This is a genomic window from Hyphomicrobium sp. B1 (genome assembly GCF_049532635.1).
Taxonomy (GTDB): Bacteria; Pseudomonadota; Alphaproteobacteria; order Rhizobiales; family Hyphomicrobiaceae; genus Hyphomicrobium_B.
The window spans coordinates 2360138-2375447 of sequence record NZ_CP134871.1 but is presented as its reverse complement, the minus strand read 5'-3'; the positions used below and the strand labels follow the sequence as shown (position 1 = coordinate 2375447).

15 protein-coding genes and 1 tRNA gene are annotated in these 15310 nt (G+C 57.7%); 6 read left to right on the top strand and 10 right to left on the bottom strand.

The window, feature by feature from the left end; translation table 11 throughout:
- Positions 1-44: 44 nt before the first annotated feature.
- The 3 genes from RLW55_RS11390 to RLW55_RS11380 form a co-directional block, all read right to left on the bottom strand.
- The gene (locus RLW55_RS11390; protein WP_423414250.1) at positions 45-983 is read right to left on the bottom strand and encodes a diacylglycerol/lipid kinase family protein; all 939 of its coding nucleotides are present in this window, start codon (positions 981-983) and stop codon (positions 45-47) included.
- Between the two features lie 105 nt (positions 984-1088).
- On the bottom strand, positions 1089-1997 hold the full coding sequence (rpoH, locus tag RLW55_RS11385) for an RNA polymerase sigma factor RpoH (RefSeq protein ID WP_423414249.1): 909 nt from the start codon (positions 1995-1997) through the stop codon (positions 1089-1091).
- A 187-nt stretch (positions 1998-2184) separates the two neighbouring features.
- Positions 2185-3270, bottom strand: a complete 1086-nt coding sequence (locus tag RLW55_RS11380) for an RluA family pseudouridine synthase (RefSeq protein WP_414463286.1) — start codon at positions 3268-3270, stop codon at positions 2185-2187.
- Between RLW55_RS11380 and RLW55_RS11375 the strand changes: the two genes are divergently transcribed.
- Both RLW55_RS11375 and RLW55_RS11370 read left to right on the top strand, forming a co-directional pair.
- A complete protein-coding gene (locus RLW55_RS11375; RefSeq protein WP_409560679.1) occupies positions 3262-3636 on the top strand; it encodes a hypothetical protein in 375 nt (124 codons plus the stop codon). The genes RLW55_RS11380 and RLW55_RS11375 overlap by 9 nt on opposite strands.
- A 169-nt stretch (positions 3637-3805) precedes the next feature.
- Positions 3806-3881, top strand: a tRNA-Glu gene (locus RLW55_RS11370).
- Positions 3882-4102: 221 nt separating this feature from the next.
- Here RLW55_RS11370 and RLW55_RS11365 read toward each other — a convergent pair.
- The 7 genes from RLW55_RS11365 to RLW55_RS11335 are packed head-to-tail and all read right to left on the bottom strand — an operon-like array spanning position 4103 to position 10155.
- Positions 4103-4801 (bottom strand): cysteine hydrolase family protein, encoded by a 699-nt coding sequence (locus RLW55_RS11365; RefSeq protein WP_423414248.1) that lies wholly within the window; start codon positions 4799-4801, stop codon positions 4103-4105.
- Positions 4802-4842: 41 nt separating this feature from the next.
- On the bottom strand, positions 4843-6462 hold the full coding sequence (locus tag RLW55_RS11360) for a gamma-glutamyltransferase family protein (RefSeq protein WP_423414247.1): 1620 nt from the start codon (positions 6460-6462) through the stop codon (positions 4843-4845).
- Entirely contained in the window at positions 6449-7084 is a 636-nt protein-coding gene (locus RLW55_RS11355) for a cysteine hydrolase family protein (RefSeq protein WP_423414246.1), read from the bottom strand. The genes RLW55_RS11360 and RLW55_RS11355 overlap by 14 nt, the downstream gene beginning before the upstream one ends.
- A 24-nt stretch (positions 7085-7108) precedes the next feature.
- Complete coding sequence (locus RLW55_RS11350) at positions 7109-8077, bottom strand: aliphatic sulfonate ABC transporter substrate-binding protein (RefSeq protein ID WP_423414245.1); 969 nt, start codon at positions 8075-8077, stop codon at positions 7109-7111.
- Positions 8074-8949, bottom strand: a complete 876-nt coding sequence (locus RLW55_RS11345; protein WP_423414244.1) for an ABC transporter ATP-binding protein — start codon at positions 8947-8949, stop codon at positions 8074-8076. The genes RLW55_RS11350 and RLW55_RS11345 overlap by 4 nt, the downstream gene beginning before the upstream one ends.
- Positions 8946-9746 (bottom strand): ABC transporter permease, encoded by an 801-nt coding sequence (locus RLW55_RS11340; RefSeq protein ID WP_423414243.1) that lies wholly within the window; start codon positions 9744-9746, stop codon positions 8946-8948. Before RLW55_RS11340 ends, RLW55_RS11345 begins: the two co-directional genes overlap by 4 nt.
- Positions 9747-9759: 13 nt before the next feature.
- The gene (locus RLW55_RS11335; protein WP_409563288.1) at positions 9760-10155 is read right to left on the bottom strand and encodes a RidA family protein; all 396 of its coding nucleotides are present in this window, start codon (positions 10153-10155) and stop codon (positions 9760-9762) included.
- 289 nt (positions 10156-10444) lie between these two features.
- Between RLW55_RS11335 and RLW55_RS11330 the strand changes: the two genes are divergently transcribed.
- The 4 genes from RLW55_RS11330 to RLW55_RS11315 all read left to right on the top strand — a co-directional run bounded on the left by RLW55_RS11330 (position 10445) and on the right by RLW55_RS11315 (position 14872).
- A complete protein-coding gene (locus RLW55_RS11330; RefSeq protein WP_409560686.1) occupies positions 10445-11836 on the top strand; it encodes a PLP-dependent aminotransferase family protein in 1392 nt (463 codons plus the stop codon).
- A gap of 125 nt (positions 11837-11961) precedes the next feature.
- Positions 11962-12825, top strand: a complete 864-nt coding sequence (locus RLW55_RS11325) for a helix-turn-helix domain-containing protein (protein ID WP_423414242.1) — start codon at positions 11962-11964, stop codon at positions 12823-12825.
- A gap of 104 nt (positions 12826-12929) precedes the next feature.
- Complete coding sequence (locus RLW55_RS11320) at positions 12930-13910, top strand: ABC transporter substrate-binding protein (RefSeq protein ID WP_423414241.1); 981 nt, start codon at positions 12930-12932, stop codon at positions 13908-13910.
- A 38-nt stretch (positions 13911-13948) separates the two neighbouring features.
- Complete coding sequence (locus tag RLW55_RS11315; RefSeq protein ID WP_414463420.1) at positions 13949-14872, top strand: acetamidase/formamidase family protein; 924 nt, start codon at positions 13949-13951, stop codon at positions 14870-14872.
- The last annotated feature ends 438 nt before the right edge of the window (positions 14873-15310 follow it).

Genomic DNA, 15310 nt, shown 5'->3' with positions numbered 1-15310 from the left:
ACAATGTTGTAAGGACATGCTTTAGCCGCATACCTCGCAACGCTTCACGACTCATAGGCTAAGCGATTCGCGTGACGTTTCGTGAGATCAGCAACATAGCGGTTGGGGACGAGGAGACGCACGGGCTTTCCCGCGGCGTTGACCTCGACCGGCGACCCGCCCGCTTCGTCGCCGTCGATCTCAACGGGCGTGGTCGTGAGGTAGCCGATGCGGGCGGTATTAACCGGCAGAACGTGCACGCCCTTTGGCCGCGTTTCGGGCCGGGCAATCCATCCGAACGCCAGCGAGATGAGGTTGGCCGCCGTTTCGAGACGCGTCCCTGCTTCCATCACGACCGCCATCAGCCTGTCGCGTCCGAGACCGGCGTCCGGCGCCAGCTCGAACACGCTGGCGTAACGGCTGGCAAACGACAGGATTGTCCAGCTCGCCTCGAACCTGCGGCCATCCAGTTCGACGTCGAAGCGTCGCGGACCTTCAGCGAGTGTTTTCAAAACCGGATAGACATACGCCCCGCGGCCGAACGCCCGTTTCGTCCGATAGCTGAGCTTGGCGACGACACGGGCATCAAATCCAGCGCCGAGCATCAAGAAAAACGGCGCGCCATTCACAAGGCCGCCGCGAACGTCAACCGCAGTATCCGAAAGCAGCACATCGGCCACCTCCCCTGCCCGCCTGCGCAGCCCGATTTCGTTGGCGAGGACGTTACCCGTGCCGATCGGAATGACGCCCACCGGCAGCTGGGTGCCGGCAGCGCCCGTCGCCACGGCGCGGAACGTCCCGTCGCCGCCCGCCGCAATGACGGCGTCGCAGACGTGACGTTGGGCCAGTTCCCGCACGCGGTCCGCCGCTTCTTCGGCACTGCGCGCCGGGACCTGAAACACGTCCGCATTTCTTGCGCGCAATGCACCCAACACCCCGTCGAGCAGCCTCGGCAGGGCAACGCCCGCAGTCGCGTTGAAAACAAGTGCAAATCGGCGCCGCATCGGCGTGGCGAACCCCATAAGAGAATGGCGGCGCCGTTCAGCGCCGCCAGAATACCCATTGGGACATCGCGTATGCGCCGTGAGTTGCGGCGTCAAGACTGTCCTTTAGCGGTGGGCCTCAAGGGCGGCAGGCGCTTCCGCCTGCCGAGCCGTCGACGTCACCGCCTTCTGGACCTTCTCGAAGGCCCGGACCTCGATCTGCCGGATGCGTTCCCGGCTGACGCCGAACTCTTCCGACAATTCTTCAAGCGTTGCAGGCTCTTCGGCAAGCCGGCGCGCCTCGAAGACGCGACGCTCGCGATCGTTCAGAACCGACATCGCGGACGACAGGTACGACTTGCGCCGTTGCAATTCTTCGTTCTCGACGAGGCGATCTTCCTGCGTCGGCGTATCGTCGACGAGCCAATCCTGCCATTCGCCGGATTCAGCTTCGGCACGGATCGGCGCGTTCAGCGAAGCGTCACCGCCAAGCCGCCGGTTCATATTGACGACGTCCTCTTCCGGAACGCCCAGCTTAGTCGCAATCGTCTTGACGTGTTCGGGCTTCAGATCGCCGTCGTCCAGCGCCTGCAGCTGGCTCTTGGCGCGCCGCAGGTTGAAGAAGAGCTTCTTCTGCGCCGCGGTGGTGCCCATCTTCACAAGGCTCCACGACCGCAGGATGTACTCTTGAATGGACGCGCGGATCCACCACATCGCATATGTAGCGAGGCGAAAGCCCTTGTCTGGATCGAAGCGTTTGACAGCCTGCATCAGGCCGACGTTGCCTTCCGATATGACTTCGCCGATCGGCAGACCATAGCCGCGATAGCCCATCGCGATGCGCGCGACGAGACGGAGGTGCGACGTCACGAGTTTTTCGGCGGCGTCCGCGTCCTGATGTTCCTGCCAACGCTTGGCGAGCATAAATTCCTCGTCAGGCGCAAGCATCGGGAATTTGCGGATCTCTTCCAGATACCGCGACAGGCCGAGCGAACCGCCGGCCAGGGACGGAAGACCTTTTGCTACTGATGCCATTGCCCTCTGCAGAACCTTCGCCCGTTTCCGGTTCGGCCCCGCGCTCCCTTCTCAGTGTCGGAGAAGCGATACGCTCCCCCGACGTCGGGTGTTACATAGTAGTAAAATCCAAAATTTCATCAGGGGTTCCGGTCACTTCCACTTGAATGCTCCGTCACCGAACCCCAGGTTTTGGAGCTTGTCTCTTTTACGAACGCCGCCGGCGGCGTTTATCCGTCGGCACTGATGGCATAGGCCGCAAGGCCTCTCCAAGACGTTCGAGGTCCAATGGCAATTTGCTGTAAAAATTCAGCTTTTTTCCGGTAATCGGATGCTCGAACTGAAGTCGCTCAGCATGTAGCGCTTGTCGCATCAACGCGGTTGCTTGGTCTTTCGCATTCGCACGAACCGATGCAAGTCTCGTCTTAAAGCCGGCGCCGTACGTGGGGTCACCCACGACTGGATGGCCGATATGCGCGAGATGCACGCGTATCTGATGCGTACGCCCGGTTTCGAGAACGAGCCGAAGCAGCGAAATATCGCCGGACGGCGTTTCGCCTGGAAAGACGTCGAGAACCTCGTAATGGGTTTTTGCCTCGCGACCATTTTCTCCCCGCGCGACGGCGATTTTGAGGCGATTGGCACGGCTTCGCTCTAGGCGCGCATCGATACTTCCGGCCGGTTTGGGAAGTCGACCCCAGACGAACGCAAGATAGCTCCGATGCAGCCGGCCGTCCCGGCCGTGGCTTTTGAACTGCTCCGCCAGCCCTTGATGTGCCGCGTCGGACTTCGCGATGACGAGAAGACCAGAGGTGTCCTTGTCGAGGCGGTGAACGATGCCCGGACGTTTGACACCGCCAATGCCCGAGAGGCTGTCACCGCAATGGGCAATCAAAGCATTCACCAGGGTCCCAGCGTCGTGTCCGGCGGACGGATGCACGACCAAGCCGGCCGGCTTATCGATCACGATGACGTCCTCGTCCTCGTACACGATGTCGAGTGCGATCTCTTCGCCTTGAACTCCAGACTCTTCAGCAGGCGGAATGCTAACCGTGTATGTCAGGCCCGGTTTGACCGGCGTGCGCGGCTCTCGTATCGTGTCGCCCGCGCTGACGTGACCTTCGCGAATGAGCGCTTGGACGCGAGCGCGGCTGACGCCTTCGATTTTCGTTGCAAGCCATCGATCGACACGCTGGCCGGCATCTTCAGGCCCCGCGACGACGTCGATGTGGCTTGCTGTTTTTTCCTCGATCGGCACGTGATTACCAGAAAGAAAACCTGAGAGATGACCCATCCTGAGCCGCCTTCGGCCGACTTGATGCGCGAACAGCGGCTGCAACGCAATCTGAAGATCGTCATTGCCGTTCTCGGGCTTATGATTTTTGCCGGATTAGCGGCCATCGCCTTCAAAATCATATCGACAGCGACGCGCCCGGCGGGAAGCGGGGCTGTGTCGCGGTCCGTAGCCGTCCCTGGCACAGATGCGTCGGTGTCGTTCGAACTGCCCAAAGGCGCCAAGATCGTTTCGATGTCCCTGTCAGGCAACCGCCTTGCTATTCAACACGACGGGCCATCGGGCCCCGGCATTACAATTCTGGATACGGACACCGGGCAACGGGTCATTGAATTGAAACCGACCGAGACATTGCCGCGGAATTGAACCGGGGTTGCTCAATGAGACTGTCGAAGGACATCGAGGGGGCATGAGTTGCCGTTCCCACTTCAGATCGGTTCGCAGCCTGCCGAACGGATGCGTCGGTTTGGCGTGATTGCCGCGCTGACGGGGCTTGATCGGCTGCCGACAGTCGACTACACGTCGCACTGCGCCGGCCCCGTTCGTCTAGTGGCCTAGGACACCCGCCTCTCACGTGGGCAACAGGGGTTCGAGTCCCCTACGGGGCGCCAATTCAAGCTAAGCCATTGATTTTATAGAAAGCCATTGAGAAACAAGGGCTTTCTTTACTCGCTGCTACCTTTCGCTGCTACTCTGCGAGGTGCCAGCCCTGGCGATTGGCCGATCATCTTCTCGCCGTCATTGGTCAAAGAAGCTCAATCTCGTGCTGGGCGGCCCCACTCGCGTGCGTTGCGCGGGCAGCAGACGTAGCCCACGCAGTTACGGGTTGCTCTCAGGCACGAAGGGCTGCTCCTAACGTCCGCCTAAGACTGTCGGATTTTGCCACCGCACCAAATATCCCGCCCTCGGTCGCGATGGTACTTAACGCAGAAGCATGGTTGTCAAGAATGCTTGCAGCACACGCGTCCTCGATGACCAAGCATTCGTAATTTCTATCGACTGCGTCGCGCAGAGTTGAGTGCACGCACACGTCGGTCGTTACTCCGGTCAGGATAAGATTGCGGATACCTCGCGTGCTGAGGATGCGTTCGAGATCGGTAGCGAAAAATGCACTATAACCGGGCTTGTCGACGACGACATCGCTTGGCTGCGGATTGAGTTCGTCAATGATGTCCCAGCCATGCTCGCCTCTGACGAGCAAACGACCCATCGGCCCGGGCGTTCCTATCTTCCCTCCGCCTCGTTCCGACCTCCAGCGCTTCAACGGCGGTAAGTCGCTGAGGTCCGGTCGATGTCCCTCCCGCGTGTAGACAACTAAACCACCCCAGTCTCTGACTTTCTGGCAAACAGAAGCGACGTTTGGAACAATCGCGCGGGTGGTGCGAATGTCGTAGCCCGATGCAGCCAAATATCCATTCGGATCACAAAAGTCGCGCTGCATGTCGATAACGAGCAACGCCGTTGTTTGTGGTTGCAAGTGCCCGTCGTGTGGCCAGGGGTAGGGATCGGCGTCAATAAATGATTTTGCCAAAGCTTCCTTCCTTATTCTGATTTCGACCTAGCGGATCGCTGTCATATCGCGAGGGCCGCGCCATCCGAGCGAGGATCGCTTGCACCCTCCAGATGGTCCGAAGGGTGAAGAACCACCGCGCCGGCATGGCCCATCATCTCAGAGTAATCGGAGACGCGCTCAGTATCGTGCCCTAGTCGGCTGAGCTGCTCTTCGGTTTGACCTGAAATACGTCCTTCGAGCTTTAGCGAAAGACTGCTGTTTCCCCACGTTTTGCCGAGAAGCCAGCGCGGGTCGTCGATCGCCTCCGCGAGGGGACGGCCTGAGAGCACGTAACGCGTAAACAACGCCGCTTGTGTCTGCGGCTGCCCGTCGCCACCCATTGTCCCGTATGCCATTACGCGACCATCATTGAGCTCGGCCATTGCGGGGTTGAGGGTATGAAAGGGACGCTTCCGCGGCGCTAGCTGATTAGGTCCGTTCGCAAGCGAAAATCCGGCACCCCTATTCTCGAAGACGATGCCTGTTTCGGGGCACGCCAAGCCTGAGCCAAACTCCCAAAACAAACTTTGTATGAAGCTCACGACGGTGCCCTCGCTGTCCGCAGCGCCCATCCATATTGTGCCCCCGACTTGCGATGGGCCAGGCCATGGTACCGCTTTCGCCGGATTAATCGATGCTGCGGCTTTGGAGATAAGCGCGGGTGCTAGGTACTCCGATGGCCTAGCATCCATGAAATCGGGGTCGCCAAGTTTGGCGTTTCGAACCGCGAATGCGCACTTGGTCGCTTCGACGAGGTGATGAATATAAGAAGTTTCGTCGGCCGTGCTCACGCCCAGTTGGTCGAAAACTCCTAGGATGAGCAAAGATGCCAGACCCTGCGTCGGCGGCGGGGTGTTGAAGAGCGTTCCCACAGAAACAGGCAGAGATAGCGGCTTCGAATACTCAGCCGAGTAAGATTGAAAGTCTTCGAGCCGAAGCGGAGTGCCCGCTTCTTCAAGGAACTGCGCATGAATTTTCGAAACCGTGCCGCGATAGAAGCTATCGAGACCTTCACCCGCGAGCTTACCGAGAGTCGCTCCAAGAGCCGGTTGGCGATAAATCTCGCCTGCGCCCGGCACTCGCCCATCGGGCAGGAATACCTGCTCAAATCCTTCAATCGTGCTGAGCTCGGGCGAGAAGATTTCGAGAGTCGAGGCAAGGCTGCGCGAAACGGGGCAGCCACCGATCGCCTTGCCGATTGCATCTCGCAACAGACGCTCCAATGCAAAGCGCCGAGTGGGGGGAACGAGGTCTAGCGCCAGCTTCCAGCTCGATATCGCACCTGGAACGAGCAGCGCCGCGTCAGGGCCTCGCGTCGGAAGCGCATCATAACGGCGATCGTGATAGTAGCGCACCGTTGCCCGCTCGGCTGCGCGACCGCAGCCCGAGACGACGATGGGCTCTTGGTGCTTGCGCTTTATCAACCAGAACGCATCGCCGCCAAGACCATTCATATGTGGGTAGACAACAGCGATAGTCGCCGCGGCCGCAACCATAGCCTCGATTGCGGTACCGCCTTCGGCAAGGATCGTGAGTCCAGCCTCTGCTGCGGCGTGATGGGGCGCCGAAATGCAGCCCTTTTCGCCTGATGCGTAGAGGACCGCCTCCCGGCACCCCAAGGACGTCTCAGGCAACGACATGCTGAGGATGACCAACTGTTGAAGTGTCGAAGCTGCACGCGACGACTGGCCATGACGTAATTGCGGCTGTCGATGACAGATAGGCAAATACGTCGCTCATACAGAGTAGCGCGGCGGCTTGATGCGCGGGAGAAACAGCGGCGACGGCGTCGGTCGGAACGATGACGCGATAATCCAGGTTGCGGGCCGAATAAACCGTACTCATTACACAGCAGTGCGTCGTCACTCCGCAGCAGACAAGGTTTTTGATACCGCGCGAGCGCAAGAGGATATCGAGGTCGGTCCCGACGAAGCAATCATAACGGCGCTTGTTTCGAATGCGCCAATCTTCGGGACGAACATTCAGCCCCTCGGCCAACTCGCAACCAGGCGTGCCCTCGAGGCAGTGAACGGGATCGAACTCAAGTTCGATCCCGTAGTCGCTTTGATCCGACCGATGCATTTCGTGTGTGAAAATGATGGGGAGCGCGTGGTTTCTGGCCCAGTTTATGAGCCTATTGATGGCGGGGATAATCTCCCGCCCTCCCGGTGTCTCTTGAACCGCGCCCGCGTCGATGAAGTCGCGCTCCATGTCAATGACCAGCAAAGCCGTGTTTTGCGTCCCCACTTTGCCGGCAGGCATGGCTCTATAGAGTGGCTCCATAGCTCATTTGCCTATGAAGGACGGGTTGAAGATATTTGAGGTATCAACGACACCGTCGTTGACTTTGACTTCCTTGAAGAACGCTGCGAGCTCTTTTCCGACCTCAATCGCCGGGCCCTTCATCTGAGCGACATTATCGGTGGCACCGTAGAGCTTCACTTTAGGAAGCATATCCAGAACCTCCTCGGGCTTAAGCTCGAGAGATTTCGCTGCGATTTCCGAAGCGGCCTTGGGATCGGCGATTGCCAGTTCATTGGCTTTGTTCAACGCGCGAAGGAACGCCTTGGTCTCGTCGGCCTTATCCTTCGCCGTCTTGTCACTGATCGCAACGACGTCGAGGATCAGGTTCGGGGCTTCCTTGGATGAAAAGATAACGTGACCCTTCTTCTCGCCCTGAACCTTCGTAATCCAAGGCTCCCAAGTGACCGCTGCGTCGAGCTTGCCGGCGGCAAAGGCGGCGCCTGCATCGTCCGGATTCATGTTTGTCAGCTTGATATCGCTCGGTACTAAGCCGTACTTCGCGAGTGCCTTTCGCAGCAGCAGTTCATTGCACTGTCCGGCGGTCGCGGCCACAGTCTTTCCCTTGAGATCGGCAGGTGTCGCAATATCCGATTTCGCAAGGATCGCATCGGCGCCCGCGGAGGTGTCTGTCATATAGACGATCTCCAGGCGACCAGGAGCTTTGTCCAGCGCAGTGATAACACTGTCAGCCGTCGTAAAATGCGCGTCAAGCTGCCCTCCGAGCAGCGGTGCCAGTCCATCCCCCGGAGAGCTGAACGATTGCATTTGAAGGTCCAAGCCCTCGTCCTTGAAGAAGCCCTTTTCCTTCGCAATGAAGAGCGAGATATAGCCGATCCAACTGTTATATCCGACCTTATAAGGTTTCAGCCCATCCGCGTTGACGGCGGAACACGTTAAGGCCGAAAATCCAAAGGCGAGGCTGACTGCCAATACTCTGAACGCAGCTTTCATAGACTTTCCTTTCGCGCTTTAGGCCGGTGGCTCACATCAGACATTTCTGGCTCCTGCACCTGCAGCAGCCGTTGCAAATAGTCTTCGCGGTTTGCATCTGATTCGCGCCTAAGAAGGCCAAGCATGCGCCGCTTAAGTGATATGAATTCTGGGGTCAGCTTTAAATCGAGTGTGCGGACTTCACCGAACGGAACCGAAATGTCTTCAACGATTCTGCCCGGACGAGGTGAGAACACGAGCGTACGCGTCGATAGAAAAAGCGCTTCGTCAACATCGTGAGTGACCATCAAGACGGTCGTGCCTTCGTGCCTCGTCAAAAGCGCGGTTAGCTGCTGAATTTCTTCGCGCGTCTGCGCGTCGAGAGCACCGAACGGTTCATCCATCAGAAGGATCGCCGGGCGCGGAAGCAGCGCTCGCGCAATGGCGACGCGCTGCTTCATCCCCCCGGACAACTCGCGTGGATAGGCCTTTGCAAACGCTTCGAGCCCCATCAGATAGAGAAGCGCGTCGCATCGTTCCTTGGCGGCTTTCAGGTCCCCTCCGTCCTGGCGGAAAGTCTTTAATGTCGCGCTGAAAAGCACGTTCTGCGCTACGGTCAGCCACGGATAGAGAGTGTAGTTCTGAAAAACCATGCCTCGGTCCGCGCCTGGCCCGATGGCTTGTCGGCCATTGACGAGCATGTAACCGTCCGACGGTTCCTCCAGGCCTGCGAGCATAAAAAGCATCGTCGTCTTACCGCAGCCGGATGGACCGATAAGCGTGACGAACTCTCCGCGCTCGACTTTGAACGAGGTGGGACGTAGGGCTTCGACGCTCCCGTTATCGGTGGGATAGACTTTCGATACGTCCTGAACCTCCAGGATCGGTCTCATTTTCCGCTCTCCGCCCATTTGAACAAACGGCGGTTGAGCGCGCGAAACAGTAAGTCGAGAAGCAGGCCGATCGCGCCGAGCAGGATCAGATACACCCATATTTTCGGTGTCTGCAGAAAGCGCGAGAATTTCAGAATACGAAAGCCCAGCCCCTCGTTTGCTGCAACGAGTTCAGCGACGATCAGATAGGTCCAGGCCCAGCCGTTGCAGAGACGAAGCGCATCGAAAATTCCGGGCATTGCCGATCGCCAGAGAACACGACTGATAATCTCCCCTCGTTTCGCGCCGAGCGTCTGAGCGACTTGCAGCAGCTCGTATGGGACACGTCGAACCTCGTCAGCGACCATAAGGACGAGTTGAAAGTAAGTGCCGATGAAAATCAGCGCCCATTTGGATTCTTCGCCAATGCCTAGCGTCACCATCAAAATTGGAATGAGCGCCGGGACAGGAACGTAGCGAACAAATTCGGTGACCGGCTGCGCAATGGCTTCAATTGGCTTGAACGATCCTATCAGGATCCCCATCGGCAAAGCGACTACGGCCGAGAGCAAAAAGCCGATCGTCACTCTTACGAAGCTGACCCAGAGATCCGACCAGATCGTTTGATCGCTAAAAATCTCCGTCATCGTGCGTGCTACCGTGACGGGTGACGGCAGGAACACCGGATCGACGATCGCCGAGGCGCTGATCAAGCCCCAAACGGCGAGGCAGAGCGCAAATCCGACGACGGCAAGCACACGATAGCGACGTGTCGGTATGTTGCGGCGTATTTGCAATGTCAGGCCGGGTTGGTTCATCAGTCCCGCCCCCTCACCGCGCAGCGGGCCTGAAGGCCACGAGATCGACCTCCACGCGCGCACCACGCGCGAGCGCAGTTACGCCGATGCATGTCCGTGCCGGCAACCGGTCCGCCGGGAAGTAGCTCGAGTAGATTTCGTTGAAACTGGCGTAATCGTCTTCGAAGTTCGTCAGGTAGGCACCGGCTCGCACGACATTCGACCACTCGAGGCCCAACCCTTTGAGCACGATATGCAGATTGGCCATCACCCGATGCGTCTGCTCTTTTATGTCATTAGCGATGAGGCGTTCGGGTTCACCGGGATATGTCGGCATCTGCCCTGTGACGTGCACGAAACTTCCGGCTTCAACTGCGTGCGAGAATGTGGCAACCGGCTCCGGGGCATTCGGGACCATGTAAAAGCTCAATCCCGTAGTCGCAATTTTTGCCGACATGAACTGATCCATACAGCCGAAGTGTCTGCATGGAATTTTGCAAAGCATGTGCCACGCCGCTCGCTAACTCGTCACGCGATGTAGCATTCGGTTTCCTCGAGTAAATCTGTGGGATCGGCACCTGGTCGTCCTGCTTGTGCGAATGTACGAAGGAGCTATTTGCCCAACTGTTCGGCGACGTGCTCCCAATATATGCAGACAAAGTGTCTTTATAGGCGCGCAAAAATCCATACAATCAAAGCGATCAGATCGTGGATGCTGCATGAAATGGATTTCGGAAGTCAGGCGCATCAGAGGGCCGCGGTATCTCGCAATCGCAGACGCAGTGACGCGAGCGATCGACGGCGGCGAGCTTCTCAACGGCACCCGATTGCCGACACATCGTTCACTCGCCGACCAGTTGGAACTCGACGTGACTACCGTAACGCGTGCGTATGCGGAAATTCAGCGGCGCGGACTCGCGGAAGCTCGCGTTGGCCAGGGAACCTTCGTACTCGCGAGCCTTCCCGATTCGCCTGCGTCATCGTTTGCGGCGACAAACCGTGCGCCATTTATTGATCTCTCGCACAACTTCCCTGCTGGCGCTCCGCCCCTTCCAAACTTGCGCGAGCTTGCGAACGAAGTCGCTCGCGACCTCGATTACGGAGCGCTTCTCGGCAGGCAAAGCGACGTTGGGACCGTCTCACATCGCGCGGCTGGAGCCGCTTATCTAGAGACTTTAGGCGTGAAGGCCGGGGGCGACGATGTCGTCGTTTGTGCCGGTGCGCAGCACGGAATTGCAATCGCCTTTGCGGCTTTAACCGAGCCTGGGGATAGTATCCTCATGGAAGCGACAACATTTTACGGCGCTCGGACCGCGGCGCGGATGCTTGGCCGCAACGTCATCCCCGTAACGATAGATGACGAGGGATTGGTACCGGACGCGCTCGAAGAAAAGGTGCGTTCGAGCCACGCGAGGGTGCTTTATTGTGCACCCACCCTGCATAATCCGACCACTACGATCATGCCACCCGCGCGCCGAAAAGCGATCGCTAAAATCTGCGAACGTTACAAAATCGCCGTGGTCGAGGATGACGTATATGGATTTCTCATGTCGCCGCGACGTGAACCGCTGTCCGTTCGGCTCAGCTCTCAAGCAATCTATATCACCAGTTTCTCCAAGAGCTGCGGCCCAGGCTTCCGCCTCGGTTACATGCGCGTGCCCGAGCAGTGGCGTCGGGCAGTTGGAACTGCGCTGCGCGCGACCACACTCATGGCGCCGCCCATCGAGGCCGAGATTGCGGCTCGGCTCGTGCGTTCCGGTCTCATTGCGCATCTAGAGAGCGCGCAACAAGAAAAAAACTCGGAACGGCAACGCATCGCCGAGCAGGCTTTCCGTGGCCTGGATTATTCATCTAACGCAAACGCCTTTCACGTTTGGCTGCACATGCCGGAGGAGTGGCCAAGCGAGGTCTTTGCTGCGGAAGCCAAACTACGCGGCGTGGGAGTCAGTCCGGCGGCGTTCTTCAACTTGGATCCAAAGAACGCCCGGGATGCCGTTCGCGTCTGCCTATCGGCAGCGGAAAATAATGATGTTCTCCGGCGCGCTACGAAAACTCTAGCCAGCCTGATAACGAGTGAAAACCCGTGGGCGGTGACGGCGGCGATTGCATAAATCGGCTGCTAAGATGGCTATTCGTTGGGCATCGTGATGTCTTTTTGCCGTTGGCGTCTGCGTTATCTCTTCATAAGCTGGACCTGCCCAGACACTGCAAGACGTAATTCGGACAGTCCTTACTTATGGCAAGCACCTGCGCCGCGACTGTTGACGTGCGGGAATCCTGGCGGACTGCCGGCGCTGTGCCGTTGCGCCTCGATCTCGTCGACTTCTCAGCTGGCGGCAGCGCAGACCCGGCGGGCGATCATTTTGTCCTATGTTTTGTGCTTCGCGGGTGCGGCGACATTCGTTCCTCTTTTGATGGATTAAGAGCCCGAAAACAATATTTTCGTGCGGGGATGTTCGTTCCCGTCACTCCTCCAAATGTCTCCGCAGACTTTTGGATGAGCGCTCCAATGCAGCATCTTATGTTGACGCTGCCACAGAACGCATTTGAGCCTTGGCGAGCGCACTCTGATGCGCCCTTCTCTCCGCGCCTGGCTTACGAAGACGGCTTCGAGGATACGCTTTTATCCGAAATCGTGCGTGCGCTTTGGCTCGAGGCCCGGGAAAACAATGGTAACGGCGCGTTGTATGCCGATTCAATGCGAATGGCACTCGTGGCTGCGCTTGTTCGGCGGTCTCAAGACGGAACAATTCGTAGCCAAAAAGGCCGACGCCTTTCCCGTTCAGAACTAGCATCGCTACATGCTTTTGTTTCAGATCGCCTTGAAGACGAACTCTGCTTGGCCGACTTGGCCAAGCGCGTACAGATGAAAGAACGTTCTTTCGCAAGCGCCTTCAAATTCTCTACCGGCCAAACGCCCTATCAATACCTCATCAGAATGCGCATCGATCGCGCCAAAGACTATCTTGCCAACAGCACCATGACGATTTGGGAGGTCGCGCACGCCACTGGGTTCGTCGATCAAGCCCATTTGACTTCGGTATTTCGCCGTTACGAGGGATTGCCGCCGGCGAAATATCGCAAGAATGTGCGCTCCTGACGCACTGGAATTTTTGCGCCTTTCTAAAAGTCTGCGCTTTCTTCCAAGACGCGGGGCATCCGGTCCGCCATTTTCGTCGAAATCGTCAGAAAAGGAGATTTTCGATGGTCGCCGGAATTGTGTCTCGCCGCGGCGCGCTTGGTCTTCTGGCGGGTGCCACCGCTGGTTTGACGTTCGGTACGAAGTTTTCTTTTGCCGATGCGCCTCTCAAAGTTGGAATTCCGATCTGGGTGGGCTGGATGCCATTCTGGATCATGGATGAGAAGAAGATTGGCGATAAGCACAAGCTCAATGCTGTGCTTACACAATTCACGGTGCAAACCGACGCACGGCAAGCGCTGGCTGCGGGGAGCCTTGACGTCTGCGCCCTTAATACAGCCGACGTGCTGGCTATCGACGCCGTATCACCAGTGGCTAAAGTCATCACTCTGACGAACGCGTCAGCCGGAGCCGATATCATCATCGCGCGGGGCGTCGACAAAGTTGAGGATCTGAAGGGCAAAAAGGTTGCCCTTGAGATTGGTTCTGTCAGCCATTTCTTTTTCAGCAAAGTGCTGGAAAAAGCTGGTCTAAAGGAGAGCGACGTCAACATCATCAACATGTCGGCGCAAGACGCAGGCGCGGCGTTCGTAGCGAAGGCTATCGACGTGTCCGTGACCTGGGAACCGTTCGCCTCTCAAGGCATCGCATCGGGCGGCACGGCGCTGGTGACGAGCAAAGATACTCCGAACCTGATCATAGACATCATCTCGGCGCGCAACGACATCCTGAAGTCGCGCAGGGACGACGTGAAGCGCCTTTTGGATGCGTGGTACGACGCCCTCGAATTCGTAAGTACGAATAAAGACGAGGCATTTGCGATCATGGCGAAGCATTCGGACGTCAAGGTCGATGAATTCGCGGGCATGTGGGCCGGTGTCAAAATGTATTCGCGTCCCGAAAATATCCAGCTCATCGGGACACCGGAAAAACCCGGGCCTTATTCTGAAGCCGTCAAGGCTATGTCCAACTTCATGGTGGAAGCCAAACTTATCCCCCACAACGTCGAACCCTCATCAATGATTGATGGCACTTTGTTAGCCTGACGACTTTGAGTAGGAACCGAAATCCGGATGCCGCCCCAATGGCCACTAGCGCCTGTTACTGTCTTTCCGAAAAATGCATTCACAAAACCTGGAACAGAACGCAAAAGCCGCTTCTGTTCATCAAGCCCGGAGATCAGGTGACCATTTCATCGCCCGACGCATCCAATGGCGAGATCACGCGCGCATCGACCACGGCAGACATCGCTAAAATCGACTATCGCCAGCTCGACCCGTTGGTAGGGCCGATCTACGTTGAAGGTGCCTCTCCGGGGGATGCTCTTGAAATTGAAGTGCTCGACCTCAAGATTTTGAGCTGGGGTTGGAACGCATGCCTACCTGACTTCGGTCTTCTCTCGGACGAAATCACGGATCCCTATCTAAAGATCTGGGAGCTTGATCGCGACCACATCGAAATGCCTAATGGAGCGAAGTTCAAATTACGCCCGATGATCGGCTGCATCGGTGTAGCTCCAGGCGAGGACGGCGATTACGCTTCCATCACTCCAACCAATGCGGCTGGCAATATCGATGTCCGTTATCTAGGAGTCGGCGCAAAGCTGTATGTGCCTATCTTTAATGACGGCGCATTGCTATCTGCCGCGGACGGTCATGCCATTCAAGGCGACGGGGAAATCAATGGCACCGCCATCGAATGTCCGATGGAAATGTCACTCAAGATCAACTTGATAAAAAACGCGGGCATAGAAGCACCTGAAATTCTGACAGGAGATACATTCGCAGCGGAGGAAGGCTATCGCATCTTTACAGGCATCGGCCCCGATATGATGACCGCTACTCGCGACGCGGTTCGCCGGGCAATCGCTCCCCTTGCACGATCGCAAAACGTGAGCGAGCTCGAAGCGTATGCAATGTTGGGGTTGGTCGGGGAGTTACGAATCCACGAGGTCGTCGACAAGCCGAATTGGGTCATTGGTTGCATGCTTCCGCGTCGCCTTTTTTGATGCAGCACTAATTAGGCTCGGTGATCGATCCGCAATTGAATTTGCCCGGCGTCCGTCAGTAAGAAGCGGGACCTGAGCGCTGAAGTCATCGACCGGGCCAACCATCACCTACCCGAGTTAACGGTCCCCGGCTTCGAACTCAATCTGCTCTACTCCGCGATGAGACCGATCCCACCACGTGTTCGTGCTATCGCGTCGTTGCTGGAAAGAGAATTGCCGAGGCAGATCGCATCCCACGCGAACGCGGTATCTAAGTAGCCCTTCGCGCTTATCTTCTAGTCATCACGTCTTCCCATTTGGATAAAACGGATGCTCGCGTTCTTTTTCTTCCGCCGCCAGCTGCGTTTCCAGTGCCGGTTTTGGAATGCGAAACTGGATTGGCGCGCTTGCTGATTGCCTGATAACGCACTGCGGAGCGGCGTCGATCGCTGGAGCCCA

Bases quoted from the DNA above. Each gene is read 5' to 3' on its own strand.
- rpoH (WP_423414249.1), bottom strand. From the start codon at position 1,997: ATGGCATCAGTAGCAAAAGGTCTTCCGTCCCTGGCCGGCGGTTCGCTC.
- RLW55_RS11320 (WP_423414241.1), top strand. From the start codon at position 12,930: ATGGTCGCCGGAATTGTGTCTCGCCGCGGCGCGCTTGGTCTTCTGGCG.
- RLW55_RS11375 (WP_409560679.1), top strand. From the start codon at position 3,262: ATGACCCATCCTGAGCCGCCTTCGGCCGACTTGATGCGCGAACAGCGG.
- RLW55_RS11345 (WP_423414244.1), bottom strand. From the start codon at position 8,949: ATGAGACCGATCCTGGAGGTTCAGGACGTATCGAAAGTCTATCCCACC.
- RLW55_RS11330 (WP_409560686.1), top strand. From the start codon at position 10,445: ATGAAATGGATTTCGGAAGTCAGGCGCATCAGAGGGCCGCGGTATCTC.
- RLW55_RS11315 (WP_414463420.1), top strand. From the start codon at position 13,949: ATGGCCACTAGCGCCTGTTACTGTCTTTCCGAAAAATGCATTCACAAA.
- RLW55_RS11340 (WP_423414243.1), bottom strand. From the start codon at position 9,746: ATGAACCAACCCGGCCTGACATTGCAAATACGCCGCAACATACCGACA.
- RLW55_RS11360 (WP_423414247.1), bottom strand. From the start codon at position 6,462: ATGTCGTTGCCTGAGACGTCCTTGGGGTGCCGGGAGGCGGTCCTCTAC.
- RLW55_RS11390 (WP_423414250.1), bottom strand. From the start codon at position 983: ATGCGGCGCCGATTTGCACTTGTTTTCAACGCGACTGCGGGCGTTGCC.
- RLW55_RS11380 (WP_414463286.1), bottom strand. From the start codon at position 3,270: ATGGGTCATCTCTCAGGTTTTCTTTCTGGTAATCACGTGCCGATCGAG.
- RLW55_RS11350 (WP_423414245.1), bottom strand. From the start codon at position 8,077: ATGAAAGCTGCGTTCAGAGTATTGGCAGTCAGCCTCGCCTTTGGATTT.
- RLW55_RS11325 (WP_423414242.1), top strand. From the start codon at position 11,962: ATGGCAAGCACCTGCGCCGCGACTGTTGACGTGCGGGAATCCTGGCGG.
- RLW55_RS11355 (WP_423414246.1), bottom strand. From the start codon at position 7,084: ATGCCTGCCGGCAAAGTGGGGACGCAAAACACGGCTTTGCTGGTCATT.